We start from the raw sequence: 22194 nt of genomic DNA, 5'->3' as shown, positions 1-22194 counted from the left end.
GCTATCGTTATAGCTTACATACACCATTAATCTATACTATCTATTTGAGAAAGCTTACGAATATTAGAAAAGCTCACTTTTGAGATTAGACTTTCATACGTGTTCAAAGCTTTTTCAGTAATGTCCTGCCCTTCCTCAGTTAAATAAATATACATCGCCCGGTGATCTTCAAGACATTCTTGTCTCACTACTAATGCTTTCGTTGGCTTTTCTATTCTTACGATTAAACGTGACATTGCACTTTGGCTTAAATCTACAATTTTAATCAAATCATTAATTTTATATTTTTTCCCTTTAGCTTTGTAAATCTCATACAACACATAAAATTCTTTTACACTCAAATTGTATTCTTGCTTCAATTTTTTCTCAATCATCGTATCGATATAGTTTACATATTTCGTGAGCTGTACCCAATTATCAATTTTCTGTTGTTTTTTCATCGTATCCTCCCAAAGATATAAGCATCGTTTTAATACAATGTGATTTTATTTATGTAAATGATAACATTTATTTAATTAATTCTCTAAATACATTTTTTGTCTTAATATAGGATGTCACCTTATAATGTTTAGCTCAAAAACTATGACATGTGCATCTTTCTTTATCATCTTAGCGCTGTTACCAAAATAATGATCATTGATACACATTGACATACTCAATCAAATAGAAAAACTGCCGCAAAGTTTAACAACTTTGGCGACAGTTTTAAGTTTACTTCACTAACTAATTTGTTTTAAATGACTAATGGTTTAATAATTTTTCTTTTAAGTCTTTACGTTCATAGTCTAATGAATATGGATCATTTAACCAGTAGATACCTTCATCCACTTTAAATGTTTTACCATTTTTAACCGCTTCTGTATTTTTCCAAATATCTTTATTTTCGAATGATAAATCTGCACCTTTGGCAACTGGTGTAACAACATAATCTCCTGACATTTCAGGAATTTGTTCTTCAGATATATCAGCTAAATCATTTTTCTTAGTCGCTTTTTCTACTTTTTCAGGCATTTTCAAACCAAATGAATCATATAGAATTTCACTACCATGACCATATGTTTTACCTAATGCATAGATTTTTTTGTCGAAATCTTTAATGATAGATACAGTTGTATCTTCACCGATGGCATCTTTAATTTCATTACCATCATCTTTTGTTTTTTCTTCCCAGTCTTTAATCCAATCTTCTGCTTTATCTTCTTTACCTACAATTTTACCTAACTCTTTATGCTGTTCTTTATAATCATGTTTCATATAATCAAAAGCAATAGTTGGTGCAACTTTATTTAATTTTTTCAAATTCTTGTCAGTGTTGTATGTAATAATCAAATCTGGTTTAAGTTTCGCTACACTTTCAACATTTTCAGCATCTACTTTATCAACATCTTTAAATTTGTCTTTTAACACTTTACTATCATCTACAATGTTTGCGACACCCACGATATTTGCATCAAGTTCTTTCAATCCACCTGCATATGTTGCACCTAACACTACGATACGTTTAGGATCTTTAGGTATCTTTACTTTTTTACCTGAATCTTGTGTATACGTCTTTTCTTTTTTATCCTTTTTCGAAGCGTCATCACTTGAATTATTGCCACACGCCGCTAGTATTAACATCAGTGCTAGCAACGGAAATATTAATTTTTTCATTTATCTTTCCCCTTTTCTCATCTTATTCTCAATTATACATTATTATATATTAATCTCAATCATATATATTAATCTCAATCATATATATTAATCTCAATCATATATATTAATCTCAATCATATATATTAATCTCAATCATATATATTAATCTCAATCATATATATTAATCTCAATCATATATCACGCATTATTTTTGAAATTTAAATATATTTGATTATCGAAATTTAAAAAAATACTACTTTCTAATAAATAGAAAGTAGTGTTTTAGTATATTCATGACGCGTAACATTAAATAAATCTTTAGTTTCAAAATCATCTACAATTTCACCATTTTTCATTACAATGAATCGATTAACAATTTGATTTAGAAACGCAAGATCATGTGATATTAATATCATGCCTTTATGTGTTGTTTTATAATAATGCCTTAATATATCAATCATACGTTGTTCTGCAATGACATCTAAGCTTGCTGTAATTTCGTCACAAATAAGTATGTCAGGTTCTAACATTAATGTACGTATCGTATTAAAACGCTGCAATTGGCCACCACTTAACTCTTCAGGCAATCGATCCATCAATTTTGTATCTAATTGCATATAGGCCATTAAATCAGACAAGCGTTGCGCCGCCTTTTGTGATTCCCCTCTACGTTGATACTTTATTGGCTCTTCCATAGATTTTCTAATTTTAAATTTAGGATTAAAGCTATCTACAGCATGTTGAAATATTGGTAAAACGCGTTCCTTATGCGTGATAACTTCACCATGTGTTGGTTGAAGTAATCCGAGCATTATTTTTGCTAGTGTCGTCTTACCAGAACCACTTTCACCAACGATTCCGACAATCTCGTCGGCTTGTATGGATAATTGAATCTTTTTTAAAATAGCTTCATGTTTATAGCTAAAGCTAACGTCTGTTAAATTAAGCATGGTAATCCCCTTTCTTTAATCGACTACGGGAATTAAATAATTTTAAACTATACGGTTTAACATCATTATTTTTAAAAGCATCAATATGATTGGACTCTACCATTTCACCATTTTTAATGACATGAATCCAGTCACTAAAATCTAATACATGCGATAGATTATGTGTTATTAACAGCAAAGTCACTTTGTGTACTTCAGCCAAATGTTTAATCAAATTCATAATACTCACGCCTGTAACAGCATCTAATGAAGCTATTGGTTCATCGGCAATAATGACCTTAGGATTGAGCATTAATACGCTAGCAATTTGAACTCGAGCTAATTGCCCTCCAGAAAGGCTGAAACGGTACTTTGACATCATTTGAGAAGGATTTAATTCGACCCATGATAGTGCTTGTTCCACAATTTTTTGCGCACCTTTTTTATCTGTCTTGTAATGTTGTCTATATATAGAAATCAATTGTTTCCCAAGTTTCGTATGATCGTTAAAGCTGTGTGTATAGTTTTGAGAAATAAAACCAATTTCTTTACCTAAAAGATTGTGCATATCAGACATTTCACTATGTTCATAAGTCATGCAATCGTATTGCATATCTAGTGTGTTCGGTATCTGTTGGACCATTGCTCTAGCTGTTAAACTTTTGCCAGAACCACTCTCACCAATTAAGACATTCACTTTACTTTTTTTAAGACCTAAATCCACGTGTTGAATCAGCTTATTACCAAAACGATCTGCTATAGATAAATTTGTTATTTCTAGTATATTAGTCATTCACATCACGTTGTCCTTTCAATAACCTATCTCTCAGCGCGTCGCCTGCTAAGTTAAATAATAAAATCGTAACAGTAATTAAACAGGCTGGCACAATAATCAGTAATGGGTAGGAACTAATATAATCTCTGCCTACATTGAGCATCGCGCCCCATTCAGGAGATGGTGGTTGTGCACCTAATCCTAAAAATGAAAGTGAAGAAATATATAATATTATTTTCCCAAAATCTACCGTCATTAATACAATAATAGATGGCATCACTTGCGGCATAAAATGTTTAAAAATAATGACATGTGTCGGTACATGAAATAACCTTGCCATCTGTATATATGGTTTATTGATTTCACTACTAACTACTGATCGCGTTAATCTTGTATAGGTCATCCACTTGATAATTGTAATCGCAATGACAAGGTTCCAAATACTCGGTTTGAAAAAACTAGCTAATGCAATCATTAACACAAACTCAGGAATGCTTAATCCAATATCAATCAAGCGCATAATGAACGTATCCACGATACCTTTCTTATAGCCAGCAAGCAGGCCTAATGGCACACCAATGATAACTGTAATAAACAGCGTAATTAAACTTATAATCAATGTATATCTAGCACCGATAATCACTCTTGAAAATAAATCACGTCCGTAATCATCCGTACCTAACCAATGTGTTAAATTTGGCGTTTCCAAACTACTGCCTAAATTGACTTCGTATGCACTATAAGACGATACAAAAAACTGTGCAATGATAAGTACAACAAAATAAACCGCAAATGCATAAAATATCATATTTCGTCGGTTAATCTGCTTCATAATGACTCACCATCCTGACGTTTCATGCGTTCAATATCCGTTGGCTTGTTATATCGTCGCTTGGGATCAATCCATAATAACAGTAAATCACTCATTGTATTTGCTAATACAACAAAGAAACCAATCATGATAACAGCACCTTGAACAACAGGGTAATCACGTGCTTGAATACTATCTACAAGAAAATGACCAATCCCTGGTATACCAAATAAATTTTCTATCACAACAGTACCACCGATTAGACTGCCCACAGACATACCTAACACCGTAATGATTGGAATAATTGCTGGTTTAAATAAATCTTGCCATAATATATAACGTTCAGACATCCCTCTTAATCTTGCTGCTTCCACTTCTTTTGATTGGTAGAGTTCGACTAAATTTGAACGCATTAACCTTACGTAATATGCACTCATACCAACGCTTAATGCAATGACTGGTAATATATAGCCTGCCATTGTATCAAGACCAGAGGACGGGAGTAGATTCCACTTTTGCGCAAACACATAAATCAATATCGTACCCAAGAAGAAGGACGGTATACTTACTGTAAAAGATGTCACACTTCTTATTAAACTGTCTAACCATGTATGATAGTACTTTGCTGCAATCATGCCTAATGGTATGGCTACGACAAACACGACAACTATTGTCATCACTGCGATAAATAATGTTGGCGGTGTATAGTAAATTAATTCTTTGATAACGGGTTCACCTGTTTGATAACTGGTCCCAAAATTTAATTGGATAATTTGCCCGAGCCATTGCACATACTGAATGATTACGGGTTGGTCTAGCCCAAGTTTTGCTTTAGTCGCTTCTATTTGATCACTTGAAACATTTGCTACATCCAAATGTAATATTTTATCTATAGGATCTCCTGGCGTAAGTTTCATTAAAATAAAAGTAATAGTAGAAAGGACAAACAATACAATGATCATTTGTCCAATTCTAGAAAGTATATTTTTTAATATCATTTCGCTTTATCAACCTTATAATCAATGAGATAAATGCCTTCAGGCGTTGCTTTTAAGTTTTTAACTTTTTTATTCATACCGACAATATTATCCATATAAGTAAGATAACTATTGGCTTTATCTTTATCTGTAATATCGATAATTTCATTAGTTAGTCGATTACGTTCAGTTTTATCAACTGTTTTATTGAATTGATCAATCAGTTTGGTTACTTTCGCATTGTCATATCCACCTGCATTGATTGCACCCTCAGGCTTATACGCTTGATTAAAGAAATAACCCGTATCACCTCTAGGAATCGTTCCAAAGCTATACATTGATGCATCCCATTGGCTCTTGTCTTTAAGATAACCCTCAATATCATCTACGTTACGAATCGTAATATCAATATTTGCTTTTTTAGCATCTGATTGAAGTACTTGAGCCATTTTTGGAAGCTCTGGACGTCCGTTATATGTTGATACCGTTAGTTTTAAAGGATGTGCTTTCGTGTAGCCTTGCGCTGCCATTATTTTTTTAGCTTCATCAATATCTTGCTTTTGTACCTGTTGTTTATCAATAAAATCTAATTTTGTATTAAATGGCCCAGTGGCAGGTGTCGCATGATTCTTGGAGACATTTTTAGCAATGCTTTCTCTATCCACAACTTTGTCAAGGGCTTCACGCACCGGTTTCGTCATTTTTTTACTTGTGTGGTTATACATGATCAAGGACGTTCTAAATCCAGAAACTGAAGATGTTGTCGTTTTATCACCTTGATTTAATGTTTTTTCTTTTTCGACTGGCACATCTGTGATGACATCGGCTTTGCCTGAACTTAGATCACTTGAACGCGCATTACCATCTTCTTGATATGTAACATTTACATGGTCTAATTTTGGTTTACCTTGCCAATAATCCTTAAATTGATCTAGTTTAATATTTTGAGATTGTTTGTAATCTTTAATTTGGTATGGTCCCGTACCAACAGGCGCTTTCGTTACATCACTATCCGCTTTTGTATCGTAAATAGCCGAAAATGGACTAGCCAATTCAGATACTAATTCAGGATAAGCCTCTTTGGTAGTGATACTTACATTTTGGCCATCTACTTTAATTTCTTTAATTGGTAATGAGCCTTTAACGAGATCACTTTTTTTTATACTTTCCTCAAGACTCGCCTTTACAGCTTGGCCCGTTACTTTTTTACCATTTTGAAATTTAATGTCATCTTTTAATTTCAAATCTAATTGCGTTGGTGATTTCTGGTTATACGTATCTACTAAAAGTTTTTGTACTTTACCATTCGCACCTGCTTTAAATAGTGATTCTGCTGAGCCTATCTTAACAGGTACATCTGTTTCGTAAGGTGCTATAGAAGTTGTCTTTAGTGGCAATTCGACATTCAACGTTTTACCTTTTGATTCATTACCTGATCCACTGCAACCTGCCAACACAATCGCTGTTGTTGCTAATAGTGCGACCATTTTTTTCATTCATATTCCTTCTTCCTAATAAATTATTAATCACTTAGAAAATATACTTATGACTTTATCTTGCATAACATTCATTATTAATAACCTATGATTATATTTCTTGCGCTTTCATTTGATTACCCGCAAATAGCATTATCCACGTTGCGATAATAAACGGCAGTGTAAAGACAGGGAGTCCATAGGGTGTTAATAATGTCGTCATACCTGCATGGATTACCACAGTCAGCAATATACCTAAAACGATACTAATTGGTCGTTGTATTCTAGTTCGAAACGCTATGCCTAGCGCTAACACAGTGAGTATCACATTATAGCCGAATAAACCTTCATTAATTTGATCATGATTTGCACCTAATACAATCACTGCTAAAAATCCTATTAAATTGGCTACTATCGCATAAACACCCGCTTTTCTAGATGCTATAAAAATGCCAATTAATATTAACGTGCCCGCTAACACACTTTTCAATAAAAATATTTCACTAAATCCGGATAAAAAAGCATTGATAAATTGAATATGATGACCCGAAAATTGAATTTCCTGTATCGCATTGGGAAGAATATTTACATCAGCATTTACGAATTTAAATTGAAATGACATGAGTAAAATGAGCCAACTTACGAACACATAAGGCATCGTTAACATAGGTACACCAAAAGGTTTAAAGAACTCTCTAAATGCAGAACCGATTGGCATCGTAATGATGATTGCAACTAAAATAATAATTAAACTGTACCATTTTGGCACTAAAAATAATGTCAATGCAATTGCTGTTAATACTGGATTAAAACCTGATAATCCTGTATTGATTTCTTCTTCTGAATAATTAGTCCTTTTTGCTAGTAACAATGCAATGACGCTCGCTATGAGTGCCATCACACCCACCTTCCAGCTACCTATAAATAACCCTAGCAAAATAAATAATCCCGTCCATGCATTATTTAGCAGTAGTACTTGTGAGATATTCTTCAATACAATTCGAATCGCATCCACATTGTCACCTGATTTCTATATATTCTGACTTAAACAATAATATATGAGAAATACAAAAAATTAAAGCAATATATATCATGATTTTATTTAAATGTTTTTTAATTTTGTGGAATGTAATGGTTTATTCTTGTAGTTCCAAATTAATCGTCTTATTATTAAGGTGCACATATAAATTTTTATGTACACAATTCAATTTGTCGAAAGGTAGTGAGATTGTGCATTTTACACAACGTGAACAAGATAAACTGATGTTGGTCATCGCAGCAGATTTAGCTCGCAGACGTCAACAACGAGGTTTGAAATTAAATTATCCGGAAGCTGTAGCTATTATCAGTTTCGAGTTACTCGAAGGCGCTAGAGACGGAAAAACAGTTGCCGAACTCATGAGCTATGGTAAACAAATATTAAATGAAGATGACGTGATGGAAGGCGTTGCAGATATGTTAACTGAAATGGAAATCGAAGCAACGTTCCCAGATGGTACGAAACTCATTACTGTCCATCACCCAATCGTTTAGAGGAGGATTAAAATTATGAAACCTGGTGAAATTATAGTCAAACGTACAGAAATCGAAGTGAATCAAGGGCATAATGCAACAATCCTTAATGTTAAAAATACAGGCGATCGCCCTATCCAAGTTGGTTCACACTATCACTTTTTCGAAGCTAACCCAGCGTTACAATTCGATCATGAAAAAGCCTATGGCAAACGTCTAGATATACCAGCAGGCGCGGCTGTTCGTTTTGAACCTGGTGATGAAAAAGAAGTACAACTCGTAGAATACAGTGGTAAACGTAAAATCTACGGTTTTCATGGTGACGTAAATGGTTCCATCGATGAGTCACGTGTTTATAAACTGGAAGATGATAGTACTGCAACAGAAGTCATTGCAGAACAAGACAAAACGAGTGAAAATGCTAACAAAGGAAGAGGGTAAAAAGTATGAGCTTTAAAATGACGCAATCCCAATATACAAGTCTCTATGGACCAACTGTTGGTGATTCTGTAAGATTAGGCGATACAAACTTATTTGCTCGCGTAGAACGTGATTACGCTACATATGGAGATGAAGCTGCATTCGGCGGTGGTAAGTCTATCCGTGATGGTATGGCACAAAATCCAAATGTCACACGTGATGACAAGCAAGTTGCTGATTTAGTCATCACAAATGCGATGATTATTGATTACGATAAGATTGTCAAAGCCGACATCGGCGTTAAAAATGGCTATATCATGAAAATTGGTAAAGCAGGCAATCCAGATATTATGGATAACGTAGATATTATTATTGGTGCTACAACAGACATTATTTCTGCTGAAGGTAAAATTGTAACTGCGGGTGGCATAGATACACATGTCCATTTCATTAACCCTGAACAATCGCAAGTTGCATTAGAAAGTGGTATCACAACACATATCGGTGGCGGTACAGGCGCGTCTGAGGGTACGAAGGCGACAACTGTCACACCTGGACCATGGCACTTACATCGTATGTTACTCGCAGCAGAGTCATTACCGTTGAATATTGGCTTTACTGGTAAAGGGCAAGCTGTAAACCACACAGCTTTAGTCGAACAAATTCACGCTGGTGCAATCGGCTTAAAAGTGCATGAAGACTGGGGTGCAACGCCTTCAGCACTTGATCATGCTTTACAAGTCGCAGATGACTATGACGTACAAATCGCGTTGCACGCAGATACGTTAAATGAAGCTGGTTTCATGGAAGAAACAATGGCTGCAGTAAAAGATCGCGTATTGCATATGTATCATACGGAAGGTGCTGGTGGTGGTCATGCGCCCGATTTAATTAAGTCTGCTGCGTATGCTAACATTTTACCTTCTTCAACAAATCCGACGTTACCTTATACTGTAAATACAATCGATGAACATTTAGATATGGTTATGATTACCCACCATTTAAATGCATCTATCCCTGAAGATATTGCGTTTGCGGATTCACGTATTCGTAAAGAAACCATTGCAGCTGAAGATGTACTTCAAGATATGGGCGTATTTAGTATGGTAAGTTCTGATTCACAAGCAATGGGACGTGTCGGAGAAGTAATTACCCGTACTTGGCAAGTTGCTCACCGTATGAAAGAACAACGTGGATTATTAGATGGCGACAGTGAATACAATGACAATAATCGTATTAAACGCTATATAGCAAAATATACAATTAACCCAGCCATTACACATGGTATTTCTGACTATGTAGGTTCAATTGATGAAGGTAAATTAGCCGACATCATTCTTTGGGAACCAGCATTCTTCGGCGTTAAACCTGATGTCATCGTTAAAGGCGGGTTAATCAACGCTGCAATCAACGGAGATGCGAATGGCTCTATCCCTACTTCAGAACCTTTAAAATATCGCAAAATGTATGGTCAATTAGGTGGAAATCTACAAAGTACATCGATGACTTTTGTTTCTACAACTGCTTATGAAAACGATATTGGTAAACTTTTAGGCTTAAAACGCAAATTAAGACCTGTGCACAATATCCGTAAATTAAGTAAAAAAGATATGAAAAACAATAATGCAACACCAGATTTAGACGTTGACCCACAAACATATGAAGTTTTTGTTGATGGAGAGAAAATTACAAGCGAACCTGCTACAGAATTACCATTAACACAACGCTATTTCTTATTCTAGGAGGTAAATCATGATTATCGAAGAAATTGTAGGTAATATCGCTAATTTTTCAGATAGTGAAAAAGGTAAACATATGGAAAAGGTATACCTAGAAAATTCAGATTTAGTAAAAAGAATTCAACGCGTTACAACAGATCATGGTAATGAAATAGGTATCCGTTTAAAACAGCCTATTGATTTACAATACGGCGATATATTATATAAAGATGATAAAAATATGATTGTTGTTGATGTAAATTCTGAAGATTTACTGGTAATCAAACCACGTACATTACAAGAAATGGGAGATATCGCTCATCAACTTGGTAACAGACATTTACCAGCACAATTCACAGAAACTGAAATGCTCGTTCAATATGACTACTTAGTGGAATCTTTATTAAAAGACCTAGGTATTCCTTATGAACATGAAGACCGCAAAGTTAACAAAGCATTCAGACACATAGGACATTCACATGATTGATCATGCACACCTACGCCTGTTTCAATTTTGCGATTCGCAATTCCCAACAGGCGCATTCAGTCATTCATTTGGACTTGAGACATATATCCAGCGTGATACTGTCCATGACGAAGAAAGTTTCCAACAATGGCTCGTGTTATTTTTAAATGAGCAATTAACATATGCAGATGGTTTAACAATGCGTTTAGTGTATGATGCCCTAAATGAAAATGATACAAAAGCAATATTGAAATTAGATCGTATTCTTTTTGTTCAAAACTTACCAAAAGAAACGAGACAAGGTTCAAAACAAATGGGAAATCGCATGGTTAAACTTGCGTCTGAATTATATGATAGCGATTGGATTAATTGGTATCATGCCCAAATGAAAGATAAAAAAGCATCCTTGCATCCTGCAATTTGCTTTACAATGCTTGGTCACCATCTCGGTGTCGATATCGAAACCATCATTGACTATTATCTATATCAAAATGTGTCCAGTCTCACTCAAAATGCCGTTCGTGCAATTCCATTAGGACAAACTGCCGGACAGCGTATTGTTCATAAAATGATTCCAATCATGAAAGAAACAAGAGACCATATCATGACAATTCCTGCGTCACAGCTCGGTATTACAGCACCAGGTTTGGAAATCAATCAAATGGAACATGAAAACGTAAATGTAAGAATTTTTATATCTTAGGAGGACAAGCTTTATGACAGATACAATTAAAATAGGTGTCGGCGGCCCTGTTGGTGCAGGGAAAACGCAACTTATCGAAAAAATTGTCAAACGCTTAGCGAAAGACATGAGTATCGGTGTAATTACAAATGATATCTATACTAAAGAGGATGAGAAAATATTAGTGAATTCAGGTGTCTTACCCGAAGATAGAATCATCGGTGTAGAGACAGGTGGTTGCCCTCATACAGCAATTCGTGAAGATGCGTCAATGAACTTTGCAGCAATCGATGAATTAAAAGAGCGCAATGATGATATTGAACTTATCTTCATAGAATCAGGTGGCGATAACTTAGCTGCTACATTCAGTCCTGAACTTGTCGACTTTTCAATCTATATTATCGATGTTGCCCAAGGAGAGAAAATCCCACGTAAAGGTGGCCAAGGTATGATTAAGTCGGACTTTTTCGTCATTAACAAAACAGATTTAGCACCTTACGTTGGCGCATCATTAGATCGCATGGCAGAAGACACGAAAGTCTTCCGTGGTAACCGACCATTTACTTTTACAAATCTTAAAACAGACGAAGGCTTGGATGAAGTCATACAATGGATTGAACAAGATGTATTTCTTAAAGGATTAGCCTAAATGTCTAACAACAAACAAGCTTGGACAGGACAATTAGATTTATCCGTTTTTAACAATGGTAAAAAATCTGTTGCTAGAGATGTCTTTTTTGAAAAAGCCTTAAAAGTCATGCGTCCAGTCTATCTAAATCAATCTGATATCCCCACCTTCTATATCGTCAACGTAGGTGGCGGATACTTAGATGGTGACCGCTATACGATGAATTTTAATATTGATTCTGATGCTAAAGTTATATTAACTTCACAAGGTGCCACAAAAATTTATAAAACATTGAATGATCATGTCGAGCAATACCAAACCTTTAATATAAAAAATAATGGTTATGCTGAATATGTTGGTGATCCCATTATAGCCTTTGAAAACGCAAAGTTTTATCAACACAATGTATTCAATTTGGAATCAACTGCGTCTCTATTCTATACAGATATTCTTACACCAGGTTATTCCAAATCAGATAAACGTTTTAGTTATACGTATATGCACTTACTAAACGAAATATATGTAGATGATGCATTGGTAACGTTTGATAATATGTTACTCGATCCACAGAAACAAAATGTGGATGGTCTAGGTTATATGGAAGATTATACGCATCTAGGTTCTTGTTATTTCATCCACCCTAGCGTTAATCAAAAATTTATTGAACAAGTTTATGAGGAAATTAAACACTTCCAACATAAATATGACTGCCGTTTTGGTATCACACATTTACCAACTCACGGTTTCAGCCTTCGTATCTTATCTAATAAAACGCAAGTGATTGAAAGTATCATAACTGCAGTTCAATGTTATGTCGTCAAACAAATCTTTGACCGTGATGTAGATTTTTTAAGAAAGTATTAGTTTTAAAAAAAGGGCTGGAATCATTTCCAGTCCTTTTTATTATGAATATGCGTTCTGTTATATTATTAACGTTCAAAGTCTATTTCTTAAATCAGGTTAAGTAGCCAAACTAAGCTTGCTACAAATAATACAATAGTAATGAGATAAATGGTTAACTTTTGTCCTTTAGTTAATGCTTTTTCTTCTTTTGTAAACAAACTAAACATGGTACCATCTTTGCCCATTAATAATGTAATAGAATAAATAAGAAAGACAATAGAAATAATGAATAATATTAAGGCAACCAATACCATATATGTCCCCCTTTTCCAGTTGTAAATTTTTCTAGTAAGCTAAATATCATACTATCTTACATTATGCATTTTATAAAGAATTAACTATTTTTAAGCCTCGTAAAACAAATTGTTAACTCTGTTCATACATAATTGATACAATAGTACAGGCTTATAAAAAATAAAGGAGTGATTTTTGTGACAGATGAATATATCTATAAAAATACGGTACAGCCATCTTGGATAGACAATAATAATCATATGCATGATGCGCAATATTATTCCATTTTCAGTGATGCTGTTGTAGGCTTTTTTGAATCTATCGATTTCTCCACAGATTATCGTCATAGTCAAGATGTGACAATGTTCAGCGTAGAAGCGCATATTTCATTTTTAAAAGAACTTTTACTCGATGAATCCTTCTATATTAAAGTACATATTTACGATTACGATGCCAAAAGAGTACATTTATTCTTAACAATGTATAATAGCAACGATGAACGCAATGCAACATATGAAGCCATTATGATGGGTGTTGGCAATGAAACAAGACGAAGCATGGACTTTCCTAAACCCATCCAAGAAAAAATCAAACACTATTTTGATCAACAAAACACTTTCGACGTACCTAAACAACTCGGACATGTCATCGGCATTCCAAAGAAATAACTACGCTTGGTTACGACAACTAAATCATGCAAATATCATCCGACGCTATTAGTAAAGCTCAATACACTTTATAATCAGATAAGTGTATTGAGCTTTACGCTTTTTTTGACATTCTCATTGTGCGTTGCTAGAATTAAATAGAATGACCATTCTATTTTGAAAGTGTGAGATATATGTCACAAAAGAAACAAGATATCTTGAGTGTAGCAGAACGCCTATTTTATGAATATGGTTTTAAAGGTGTAGGTTTGAAGCAAATTATACAAGAAGCTAATGTCGCAACGATGACGCTATATAATCATTTTGAATCTAAAGATAACTTAGTGGCTCAAGTACTGAAACAGCGTGAAACACGTTATTGGCACTATCTAGACAGTCACGTTGAACAACATCCTGAAAAACCTTTTATATCAGCAGTCACGGCGCATTGTCAGTGGTTAAATGATTATTCGTATAAAGGTGATATGTTTATGCGTGCTATTGAGGATTATGCAGACACGGATAATGAGATTGAAAGTACAGCAAGAGGTCACAAAGAAAGACTGTTACATTATTTAGAAAAACTTGCTGATGATGCTGGTATTGAAAATGGTTATGATTTAGCCGTTCAATATACTTTGCTTTTAGAAGGTACAACTTCTATGACTGCTTTATTAGGTTCTAAAGATGCGACTTCGCATGCTATCACAATGGCCAAGTTATTATTAAATGAAGCACATAATCAATAATTCCAAACGAATTTGAAGTATTTTAATACAAAATGCACTTACTCGTTATCTTTACACAAAAGTAGAATGAACATCTATATATTTTAGTTCTAAGTAGAATGAACATTCTATCTATAAAAGGAGGTTCCTATTAATGAAATTTTCAAAACTTGTATTCCCTGGTATTGCTATGATCGCAACGACCTATGGATTAGGCCGTTTTAGTTTTGGTCTCTTTTTACCAGACATTACTAATGATTTATCTTTATCTGCATCTCAAGCTGGTCTAATTTCGTCTTTATTTTATTTAGCGTATTGTTTTACAATCGTTTATTCAACTCTACAGACAGATACGATTGGTCCAAAACGTATGATAATACTTGCTGGCATCTCTGTAGTCATTGGTTTGATTACTATTGGCGTATCAAGCAATGCAATCATTCTATCTATCGGTGTTATTTTTACAGGTGCAAGCACCGGTCTCGTTTCTCCTCCGTATGGCTATACCATTTCGTTGTGGATTAATCTTCAAGATCAAGGTAAAGCAAATACTTTGATTAATTCAGGAACGAGTATGGGTTTAATGTTTACTGGTATAACAGCAATGCTTGTATTTTTAGATTGGCGTGATACTTATTTAATATATGCTTTAATTGCATTGGTCGTTTTATTTTGGAACTATATCGTCATACCGAAGCTTCAAAAAGATATTAAAATTCATACAGGTAGTCTTAATATTAGAGATATTTCTGCAAGCACACGTATCGTCACTGCCTCTACACTGCTCGGTATATCTACTGCACCATTTGGACTTTCTCAAAACCCATTGTCCAATTAACAGGCAATTATTCAGATATAGCACTTTCTATTTTTTGGATTTTAATTGGCATATTTGGTGTAGTTGGTGGTATTTCTGGTTCAATTATCGATAAAAAAGGGATTCACTTCGCGTTTAATTTTGGCGTTATTGCATTAGCATGCGCTAGTGTATTATTAGCATACACGCCAAGCATTTGGTTACTACCATTTATTGCGTCATCATTATTCGGCCTGAGTTATATTTTCTTAACCGGTGTTTTACTGGTTTGGGGAATCAAACTGTTTGTCAAAAATGCTTCTCTTGGCATAGGCATACCTTTCTTACTTCTAGCGGTTGGACAAGTTATAGGTTCATCTATCGCTGGTATTGTAATTGATATACTAAATTATGAATATAGCTTTATCATTTTTGGCATTATCGGACTGATTCCATTACTCATTTATCCTAAAGTAGAGGTTACAGAAAACAAAATACCGAAAGGTCGTTATAGTAAATTACAAAAAACTAACTCAGATATACTTAACGATACTTACGCACAACATCAAACTTCAAACTCAAATAATGATAAATATAACCATATATAAAAAAGGAATAAGCCTGAAATCAATGATTCTAAATTGATTTCCGCTTATTCCCAACTTATTCCTATATGCATTTCATTTCTTTTTGAAATTTATACTATTAACCTAATGCGTTTAATGATTGTTCTAGATCCTCGACTAAATCTTTTGTATCTTCAATACCTACTGATAAACGTACTAATCCGTCGGCGATGCCTTCTTTTTCACGAATATCTTTAGGAATTGAAGCATGTGTCATTAATGCAGGTACTGAAATTAAACTTTCAACAGCACCTAAACTCTCAGCTAAAGTGAAATAATGTGATTCACTGATTACTTTTTTAGCACTTTCTATGTCAGCGACTTCAAATGCGACAACACCTGTATGGCCCTCAGATTGTGCTTCGTGAATATCATGATTTAAATGGTCCGAGATACTTGGATGGAATACCTGTTTCACTGCTGAATGTTGTTGTAACATATCAATGATAGCAAGTGTATTACGTTGAACCTGTTCCATGCGTAATCCAAGTGTTTTTATGCCACGAATCAGTAAATAACTATCTTGAGGTCCAAGCACACCACCAGTTGAGTTCTGAATAAATCCTAAACGTTCAGCTAATTCAGCGTCACTTGTTGCAACTAATCCGGCAACAACATCGCTATGACCACCAATATATTTTGTGGCTGAATGTAAAACAATATCAATGCCCAATGTTAATGGATTTTGGAAATATGGCGTCATAAATGTATTATCAACAACCGAAATTAAATGATGCTTTTTAGCAATTTCTGCTGATTTTTTAATATCAGTGACACGTAATAAAGGATTAGACGGCGTTTCAATGTATAACATTTTCGTTTCAGGTTTAATATATTGTTCAACAGCTTCTATATTTGTCGTATCGATAAACTCAGCATCAATACCAAACCTATTAAACACTTTTGTTAAAGCTCTATAAGTACCACCATATACATCTGAATTGATGAGTAAATGGTCACCTTTATCTAATAACATAATAACTGCTGAAATAGCTGCCATACCAGAACCAAATGCAAAGCCACTTTCACCTTGCTCTAAATCTGCAATTAAACCCTCTAAAGCACTGCGTGTTGGATTTGCCGAACGAGAATATTCATATCCCTGTCTCATGTCGCCAATACCATCTTGCATATACGTACTTGTTTGATAAATTGGCGTTGTAACTGCACCTGTATATGGATCTGTTGTTTGTCCACCATGAATTAATTGTGTTTTTTTATTCATTTGATTGTCTCCTTATAATTTAAAATTTGTTTTGACATATATCGGTCACTGCCATCTGGAAAAATGGTTACAATGACACCTTTATTAATATGTTTTTTAATTTCTAGAGCGCCTTGCAATGCTGCTCCGGAAGAACTACCTACTAAAAGACCTTCTTGTCTTGCTAATAATTTAACATTTTGAAAAGCGGCATCATCACTCACTTTTATAATATCTGACACCAATGCTTTAGGTAGAAAAGATGGCCATTTTTCTGAACCGATCCCTTCAATATCATGACTATGCGCATTACCGCCACTTAAAATAGATCCTTCTGGTTCTACGATGACACTTTCGGTATGATATGTTGCTGCTAAATGTTCAGCAACACCTGTAAAAGTCCCTCCTGAACCAACACCACCTACAAAATAATCAATATCTTTAAGCTTATCTGTTATTTCTTTTCCTATTGTAGATTTATAGGTCTCAGGATTGCGATAAGATTCGAATTGATTTAAATAATACGCACCAGTTTGCAGTTCATAATCACGTGCGGCCTTTTGTGCACCTGCCATGCCTAAAGTTTGATCTGTTCTGATGACTTCAGCACCTAACGCTTTTATAATTGATATCTTTTCTTCAGAAAAACCTTCAGGTGCAAAAATCACAGCACTGACGCCGTAATGATTAGCAGCAATTGCAACACCAATTCCTGTATTCCCTGCAGATGCCTCTACAACGACATCGCCTTTTTGGATTATATTCTCTCTTATTGCTGTTTCGATTAAATGTTTTCCTAATCGATCTTTCACACTACCACCAGGATTATACTGTTCTAACTTGGCATAAATTTGTACATCTTTATTACTAAATGACTCCAACAATACTAATGGCGTATTTCCAATTAAATCAAAAGCAATCATTATTTCCCTCCATAGTGCCTTTCTCCCCACAATACCTTACTATACCGATAAGAATTATAAATCCTTTTCTTCATATTTGCAATCATTTCATTTTCAAGTCAATAAAGTATAATAATCTAATTCCTACTTTTTCAGTAAGCATACTTGAAATAGCCAATTAGCTCTTGTATAGTTGTAATTATCAGAAAATTTAGAAATTATAGGGAGGCTTTATCATATGACTCAAAACCCTTGGCATTTAGATACTTTATCTATTCACGGCGGGCAAGTAGTAGATGATTTTTCAAAAGCACGTGCTGTACCAATTTATCAGACATCTAGTTATGTGTTTGATAATACTGAACATGCGAGAAAGTTATTTGCTTTAGAGGAAGATGGCAATATTTATACAAGAATTATGAACCCTACACAAAATGTTTTTGAAGAACGGATTGCAGCCTTAGAAGGTGGTGTAGGTGCTTTAGCTACATCTTCTGGACAAGCAGCCATACATTTAGCACTTTTAAATATTGTAGAAAGTGGCGATGAAATTGTTGCTTCGTCAAATTTATATGGAGGTACCTATAACCTTTTAAATATTACCTTTAAAAAACTAGGTATTAAAGTCCATTTTGTAGATCCTAGTCATCCAGACAATTTCAAAAATGCAATAACAGATAAAACAAAAGCAGTATATGCTGAAACCATTGGGAACCCACGCATTGATGTGTTAGATATTGAAGCTGTAGCCGATATCGCACACAATCATAACATTCCTTTGATTGTTGATAACACATTCCCAACACCTTACTTATTGCGTCCTTTTGAATTTGGAGCAGATATCATAGTACATTCAGCCACTAAATTCATTGGTGGCCATGGTACTTCCATTGGTGGCGTGATCGTTGATAGTGGAAAATTCAATTGGGATAATGGAAAATTCCCAGGTTTAGTAGAACCTGATGAAAGTTATCATGGTATTTCTTATGCAAAAGATGTTGGCGAAGCTGCCTATATTACCAAAGCACGTGTACAGTTGTTACGTGATTTAGGTTCTGCAGTATCACCCTTTAATGTCCATGAGTTCTTAATTGGTTTAGAAACACTACACTTACGCTTAGAACGACACTCTGAAAATGCTTTACGTGTCGCACAATATCTAGAACAACATCCAAAAGTAACTTGGGTCAACTATCCAGGTTTAAAAAATAACGCTTATCATCAACTCGCTCAAAAATATTTACCTGATGGCCAAGGTGCTATATTGACCTTTGGCATAGATGGCACGGTAGACGATATCGCCAAATTTGTTGACGGTTTAAATCTATTTTCCCACTTAGCGAATGTAGGTGATTCAAAATCATTAATCATTCATCCAGCTAGTACTACACATTTACAATTATCACCAGAAGATCAAAAAGCTTCCGGCGTAGTACCAGAACTAGTTAGATTGTCTGTAGGTACCGAAAACATTAATGATATTATTGCTGATCTCGATAACGGTTTTAAAGAATCACTTGGAAATTAATGTTAAAAATTTCCTTAGTGATTCTTATGCAAAAGATTTTCTTTTGTATTCATTAATTTCACTTGGAAATTAATGTTACGAATTTCCTTAGTGATTCTTATGCAATATTACTACGTTTATGATGTAACTTTAAAGTGTGACATCACATATACTCATAAAAAAGGCAGGGCCATATCACTATGGCCCTGCCTTTTTTACACGTCCCAGAACACTTACCTCACACAAACCGAAGCCTAACCTCAGTGTAATTTCCTACAACCTTCTATTCGTGCTAACCATCTCTGACTAATTTAAAAATCTAGATATTAATAAAGGTTCCAGATCTTTATTCTAATTTAGTTTATCCGGAGTGAGACTACGAAATCTCTATTAGCATATTCAATTTCTGTCACGTTCTCCTATATATTATTTGTTTACATGATATAAACCCGTTAAAACATTTGCCTCTAAATTACTTATTGTTACATTTAATGTGCTATTTTGAATTAAATAATGTTTTTGTGCATAATTTTCAATGCTTGATTTATAAGGTAGCTTACTTTGGGTAACACCGCCACCCAATACAATGTTATTAATATTAAAAATACTGAATAGATTTGTACATAGTTGTTGTGTTAATATCAAAACTTCATCTATCATTTCAGTTATCTCACTATGCGCTTGATGGAGATACATTTCTATAGCTTCTCTAGTACTTACATGCTTATTTAAAATGTGACTCGCTTTTCTACTGATCGCTAAACCTGATATTTCATTTTCCACACAAACATATTGTTTACAAACCGGACATTGGTAATCACTATCGCCTTTTATAATGGTATGACCAATTTCACCAAAGTTCCCATTAACACCAGAAACAAGTTCCCCTTTTCTTATATAGGCCATACCTACACCCGTACTAATAGTTAAATATATAAAATCCTCAGTTTGATGTTTCATATATTGATGCTCCGCTAAAATAAACGCATCCACTGTTTTAACATTTTCTGAGAGTTGATTTAGGTGCAATATTGCATTTCTGATATTCATTTCACTACCATTGACGGTGATCCCTTTTTTCTTGGTTATTTGGATATTCACGTCGAATGATATACACCATGCTTTAATTTTATTTATATAATCAGTGACTTCTGCCTTCGTTAAATGAAAAGTTTTTCCTATGGCTTCACTTGTAAGTGGTTGTTGATACATGAGTAATTGATAACCCAACTTGATTAATAGTTCACTTTCTTTATTGGTAAAATCAGTTACAATTGTTTCTATTTGTTGCATACTATATAAGGACTGATTCAATTTATACCCTCGTCCTTTTACACTTACAATGAGATCATCTAAGATTTCACTATTAATATATTGAATATCATTTCTAGCTGTTCGATTAGAAACATTTAAGTACCTTGCAATTTCATCTGCATTTAAAAATTGATTACGATTGATTAACATTAATCTGATGAGCTTTACATGTCTTTCTAGCATCATTACACCTCCCATGCTCATATACTTCACTTCTATTCATCGCTATATTTAAGTATATTGTAGCCATTACCGGATTGATAAACAAGATAAGCATTTATTTTAAATATAAAAAACACGCATTCAAAAGAAAATATCTAATGAATGCGTGTTTGAATGTTTTAATCGCTATTGTTGTGCTGTATGAATCGTTTGTCTAATATATTCATATGCTTCTTTAAGTTCGCGTTCTTCTTCTTTGTCTAATGTTATCGCAAATCTTTGAACAATACCCTTTTTATCTATTAATGTTGGTAAACTAAATGCACCATCTTCTAAGCCATATTCTGAACTCAGGGAAGTCAATGGTGTAATTGTTCTCTGATCCAATGCAATGGACTGTATCAAAAATGATGTCACTTTTGATATCGCTGCGTTGGTCCACCCTTTTTGGTAAAAAACATCCATCGACACTTCGTTGATAATGGACGATATGTGTGACTTATCAATTGCTGGACGGTCACTTAATGCCTCAAATTCCGATAGTTCCATACCATGAATATGCACTTTACTCCACACGGGGATTGCATGTTGACCATGTTCCCCAATGACAAAAGCTTCCACATTATTTGGATCAATTTGATAATGATCGGCTATAATTGTTTTAAATCTTGATGTCTCTAGAGCCGTACCCGTACCAATAATTTTATGGGCTGGGTAATCTATTTGATTTGCAAAGTAAACCATAGAATCTACAGGATTAGATATCAGAATCACAACCGCCTCTTGCGTCACTTCAGCTATTTGGGACATTATGCCCTTAATGATGTCGTGATTTCCTTGCGCTAATAATGTACGGTCACCATTATTTTTATCGGTTGCTTCACTCGCAGCTATGACGATAAAGTCTGCATCCGTTAAGTCTTGATAGACACCGCTACGAATCTTGATATGTGCAGTATTTATCAGTCCTTGCGAGTGAATATGGTCAAGTGCTTCACCACTTGCCACGTCCGCTCTATCATCAATTAAAATAATCTCTGAAAACAAATTCAGTTGCTGTACATCTGTAAGTACTTGCGTACCCACTTTTCCTAAACCAATAATACCTAGCTTAGACATAATCGAATCACCTTCCTCTTCAAT

General features: G+C 34.4%; 23 protein-coding genes and 1 pseudogene. 11 read left to right on the top strand and 13 right to left on the bottom strand.

The window, feature by feature from the left end; all coding sequences use genetic code 11:
- Positions 1-26 precede the first annotated feature (26 nt).
- The 8 genes from SSP_RS01330 to yut all read right to left on the bottom strand — a co-directional run bounded on the left by SSP_RS01330 (position 27) and on the right by yut (position 7617).
- On the bottom strand, positions 27-440 hold the full coding sequence (locus SSP_RS01330) for a MarR family winged helix-turn-helix transcriptional regulator (RefSeq protein ID WP_011302259.1): 414 nt from the start codon (positions 438-440) through the stop codon (positions 27-29).
- 301 nt (positions 441-741) lie between these two features.
- A complete protein-coding gene (locus SSP_RS01325; protein WP_011302258.1) occupies positions 742-1653 on the bottom strand; it encodes an ABC transporter substrate-binding protein in 912 nt (303 codons plus the stop codon).
- 242 nt (positions 1654-1895) lie between these two features.
- Entirely contained in the window at positions 1896-2585 is a 690-nt protein-coding gene (locus tag SSP_RS01320) for an ABC transporter ATP-binding protein (protein ID WP_011302257.1), read from the bottom strand.
- Positions 2578-3357: an ATP-binding cassette domain-containing protein gene (locus SSP_RS01315; RefSeq protein WP_011302256.1), complete on the bottom strand. Its 780-nt coding sequence runs from the start codon at positions 3355-3357 to the stop codon at positions 2578-2580. Before SSP_RS01315 ends, SSP_RS01320 begins: the two co-directional genes overlap by 8 nt.
- Complete coding sequence (nikC, locus tag SSP_RS01310; protein ID WP_011302255.1) at positions 3350-4171, bottom strand: nickel transporter permease; 822 nt, start codon at positions 4169-4171, stop codon at positions 3350-3352. The genes SSP_RS01315 and nikC overlap by 8 nt, the downstream gene beginning before the upstream one ends.
- Positions 4168-5145 (bottom strand): nickel ABC transporter permease, encoded by a 978-nt coding sequence (nikB, locus tag SSP_RS01305; protein ID WP_172606400.1) that lies wholly within the window; start codon positions 5143-5145, stop codon positions 4168-4170. The genes nikC and nikB overlap by 4 nt, the downstream gene beginning before the upstream one ends.
- Positions 5145-6623, bottom strand: coding sequence for a nickel ABC transporter substrate-binding protein (gene nikA / locus SSP_RS01300; RefSeq protein ID WP_011302253.1), 1479 nt, complete (start codon positions 6621-6623; stop codon positions 5145-5147). Before nikA ends, nikB begins: the two co-directional genes overlap by 1 nt.
- A gap of 91 nt (positions 6624-6714) precedes the next feature.
- The gene (gene yut, locus SSP_RS01295; protein ID WP_011302252.1) at positions 6715-7617 is read right to left on the bottom strand and encodes an urea transporter; all 903 of its coding nucleotides are present in this window, start codon (positions 7615-7617) and stop codon (positions 6715-6717) included.
- A 215-nt stretch (positions 7618-7832) separates the two neighbouring features.
- On the opposite strand from yut, the gene SSP_RS01290 reads away from it, so the two are divergent.
- Genes SSP_RS01290 through SSP_RS01260 form a run of 7 tightly spaced genes read left to right on the top strand, consistent with a single transcriptional unit; the run spans position 7833 to position 12892 of the window.
- Positions 7833-8135, top strand: coding sequence for an urease subunit gamma (locus SSP_RS01290; protein ID WP_011302251.1), 303 nt, complete (start codon positions 7833-7835; stop codon positions 8133-8135).
- 15 nt (positions 8136-8150) lie between these two features.
- A complete protein-coding gene (locus SSP_RS01285) occupies positions 8151-8555 on the top strand; it encodes an urease subunit beta (RefSeq protein WP_011302250.1) in 405 nt (134 codons plus the stop codon).
- Positions 8556-8560: 5 nt separating this feature from the next.
- Complete coding sequence (gene ureC / locus SSP_RS01280; RefSeq protein ID WP_002482218.1) at positions 8561-10276, top strand: urease subunit alpha; 1716 nt, start codon at positions 8561-8563, stop codon at positions 10274-10276.
- A gap of 10 nt (positions 10277-10286) precedes the next feature.
- Complete coding sequence (ureE, locus tag SSP_RS01275) at positions 10287-10739, top strand: urease accessory protein UreE (protein WP_011302249.1); 453 nt, start codon at positions 10287-10289, stop codon at positions 10737-10739.
- A complete protein-coding gene (locus SSP_RS01270) occupies positions 10732-11421 on the top strand; it encodes an urease accessory protein UreF (RefSeq protein ID WP_011302248.1) in 690 nt (229 codons plus the stop codon). The genes ureE and SSP_RS01270 overlap by 8 nt, the downstream gene beginning before the upstream one ends.
- Before the next feature lie 13 nt (positions 11422-11434).
- Positions 11435-12049 (top strand): urease accessory protein UreG, encoded by a 615-nt coding sequence (gene ureG, locus SSP_RS01265; protein WP_011302247.1) that lies wholly within the window; start codon positions 11435-11437, stop codon positions 12047-12049.
- Positions 12050-12892 (top strand): urease accessory protein UreD, encoded by an 843-nt coding sequence (locus tag SSP_RS01260; RefSeq protein WP_002482214.1) that lies wholly within the window; start codon positions 12050-12052, stop codon positions 12890-12892. It begins immediately after the preceding gene.
- Positions 12893-12978: 86 nt separating this feature from the next.
- On the opposite strand, the gene SSP_RS01255 is transcribed toward SSP_RS01260, so the two are convergent.
- Positions 12979-13185, bottom strand: a complete 207-nt coding sequence (locus SSP_RS01255) for a hypothetical protein (RefSeq protein ID WP_011302246.1) — start codon at positions 13183-13185, stop codon at positions 12979-12981.
- A 177-nt stretch (positions 13186-13362) separates the two neighbouring features.
- Here SSP_RS01255 and SSP_RS01250 point away from each other — a divergent pair, with 177 nt between their 5' ends.
- The 3 genes and pseudogenes from SSP_RS01250 to SSP_RS01240 all read left to right on the top strand — a co-directional run bounded on the left by SSP_RS01250 (position 13363) and on the right by SSP_RS01240 (position 15944).
- Complete coding sequence (locus SSP_RS01250) at positions 13363-13833, top strand: thioesterase family protein (protein ID WP_011302245.1); 471 nt, start codon at positions 13363-13365, stop codon at positions 13831-13833.
- A gap of 173 nt (positions 13834-14006) precedes the next feature.
- The gene (locus SSP_RS01245; protein WP_002482211.1) at positions 14007-14561 is read left to right on the top strand and encodes a TetR/AcrR family transcriptional regulator; all 555 of its coding nucleotides are present in this window, start codon (positions 14007-14009) and stop codon (positions 14559-14561) included.
- A gap of 133 nt (positions 14562-14694) precedes the next feature.
- A pseudogene (locus SSP_RS01240) lies at positions 14695-15944 on the top strand (MFS transporter).
- Between the two features lie 97 nt (positions 15945-16041).
- Here the strand turns inward: SSP_RS01240 and SSP_RS01235 are convergent.
- Complete coding sequence (locus tag SSP_RS01235; RefSeq protein ID WP_011302242.1) at positions 16042-17187, bottom strand: bifunctional cystathionine gamma-lyase/homocysteine desulfhydrase; 1146 nt, start codon at positions 17185-17187, stop codon at positions 16042-16044.
- On the bottom strand, positions 17184-18089 hold the full coding sequence (locus SSP_RS01230; RefSeq protein WP_011302241.1) for a PLP-dependent cysteine synthase family protein: 906 nt from the start codon (positions 18087-18089) through the stop codon (positions 17184-17186). The genes SSP_RS01235 and SSP_RS01230 overlap by 4 nt, the downstream gene beginning before the upstream one ends.
- 217 nt (positions 18090-18306) lie before the next feature.
- Between SSP_RS01230 and SSP_RS01225 the strand changes: the two genes are divergently transcribed.
- A complete protein-coding gene (locus SSP_RS01225; RefSeq protein WP_011302240.1) occupies positions 18307-19596 on the top strand; it encodes a homocysteine synthase in 1290 nt (429 codons plus the stop codon).
- Between the two features lie 405 nt (positions 19597-20001).
- Here SSP_RS01225 and SSP_RS12735 read toward each other — a convergent pair whose 3' ends face one another.
- Together SSP_RS12735 and SSP_RS01215 are read right to left on the bottom strand one after the other, a co-directional pair.
- Positions 20002-21072, bottom strand: coding sequence for an ROK family protein (locus tag SSP_RS12735; protein ID WP_077461027.1), 1071 nt, complete (start codon positions 21070-21072; stop codon positions 20002-20004).
- A gap of 165 nt (positions 21073-21237) precedes the next feature.
- Positions 21238-22170, bottom strand: coding sequence for an L-lactate dehydrogenase (locus tag SSP_RS01215; RefSeq protein ID WP_011302238.1), 933 nt, complete (start codon positions 22168-22170; stop codon positions 21238-21240).
- Positions 22171-22194: the final 24 nt, after the last annotated feature.

Origin of the sequence: Staphylococcus saprophyticus subsp. saprophyticus ATCC 15305 = NCTC 7292, from assembly GCF_000010125.1 — a bacterium.
GTDB classification, from domain to species: Bacteria; Bacillota; Bacilli; order Staphylococcales; family Staphylococcaceae; genus Staphylococcus; species Staphylococcus saprophyticus.
The sequence above is the reverse complement of the archived record's forward strand: the minus strand, read 5'-3'. Positions and strand labels throughout refer to the sequence as shown.